Raw genomic sequence first — 1,133 nt, 5'->3', positions numbered from 1 at the left:
TCGGATTCGACCGCATCCTCCTTCCCGAGGAGCACGACGGACTCGGCCTCGACTTGGTCACGCTGGCCGCCGTGTACGAGGTGCTCGGCCGCCTCGGCGGCCCCACGTACATCCTTTACCAGCTGCCCGGCCTTGAAACGGTCGTACGCGAGGGCACCGACGAGCAGCGGGAGAAAATCTTTTCCTATCTCGGCACGGGCGAGCAGGTCCTCAACTACGCGATGACCGAGCCGAGCGCGGGATCGTCCTGGAACGACATGCGCACGACGTACACGCGGCGCGACGGCAAGGTCTATCTCAACGGGCACAAGACTTTCCAGACGTCCGGTATGCGCGTTCCATACCTGGTGGCGATGGCCCGCAACGCCGACGACATGGACGTCTACACCGAATGGCTCGTCGACATGAGCAAGCCGGGCATTACAAAAGAACCCCTGCACAAGCTCGGGCTCCGAATGGATTCATGCGCCGAGGTCTACTTCGACGACGTCGAACTCGAAGAGTCGGACCTCTTCGGCTCGGAAGGCAACGGCTTCATGCGCGGCGTCGCGGACTTCGACCTCGAGCGATTCCTCGTGGCCCTGACGAACTACGGCCAGGCCTACTGCGCCTTCGAAGACGCCGCCAAGTACGCCAATCAGCGCGTCCAGGGCGGCCAGGCGATCGCGCGCCGCCAGCTCATCCAGTTGAAGTTCGCCGACATGCAGGTGCGCCTGACGAATATGCGCAACATGCTTTTCGAGATCGCTTGGAAGCACGACGTCGGCAAGCTCGGCCGCGGCGACTGCTCGATGGCCAAATACTACTGTTCGCACGCGGCTTTCGAGGTGGTCGACGACGCCCTCCAGATCCTTGCCGGCGTCGGAATCACCGGCGATCACCGAGTCCAGCGCTTCTTCAGGGATTTGCGCGTGGACAGGGTCTCCGGAGGAACCGACGAGATGATGATCCTCACGGCCGGCCGCGCTGCGCTCAAGAACTACCGCTGAGCGGAGCCGGGACAGGCAGGCCCAGGAAAAGCAAACAGGCCGAGCACAACGAACAGAAAGGTTAGACATGGAAACGACAAAGCCGTCGTTCGGCCCGCTGGACGACGTCAGGGTCCTCTATTCGGCGGTCGAGATCGCCGCTCC

1 protein-coding gene is annotated in these 1,133 nt (G+C 62.9%); it reads left to right on the top strand.

The window, feature by feature from the left end; all coding sequences use genetic code 11:
• Positions 1–989 (top strand): crotonobetainyl-CoA dehydrogenase (caiA, locus tag ACO48X_RS10150; RefSeq protein WP_485001971.1); only part of this gene is annotated, 989 nt, incomplete at its 5' end.
• Positions 990–1,133 lie beyond the last annotated feature (144 nt).

It is taken from the genome of Peptidiphaga sp., from assembly GCF_057238965.1.
Note: the sequence above shows the minus strand (reverse complement) of the source record. Positions and strands in the feature narration are given on the sequence as shown.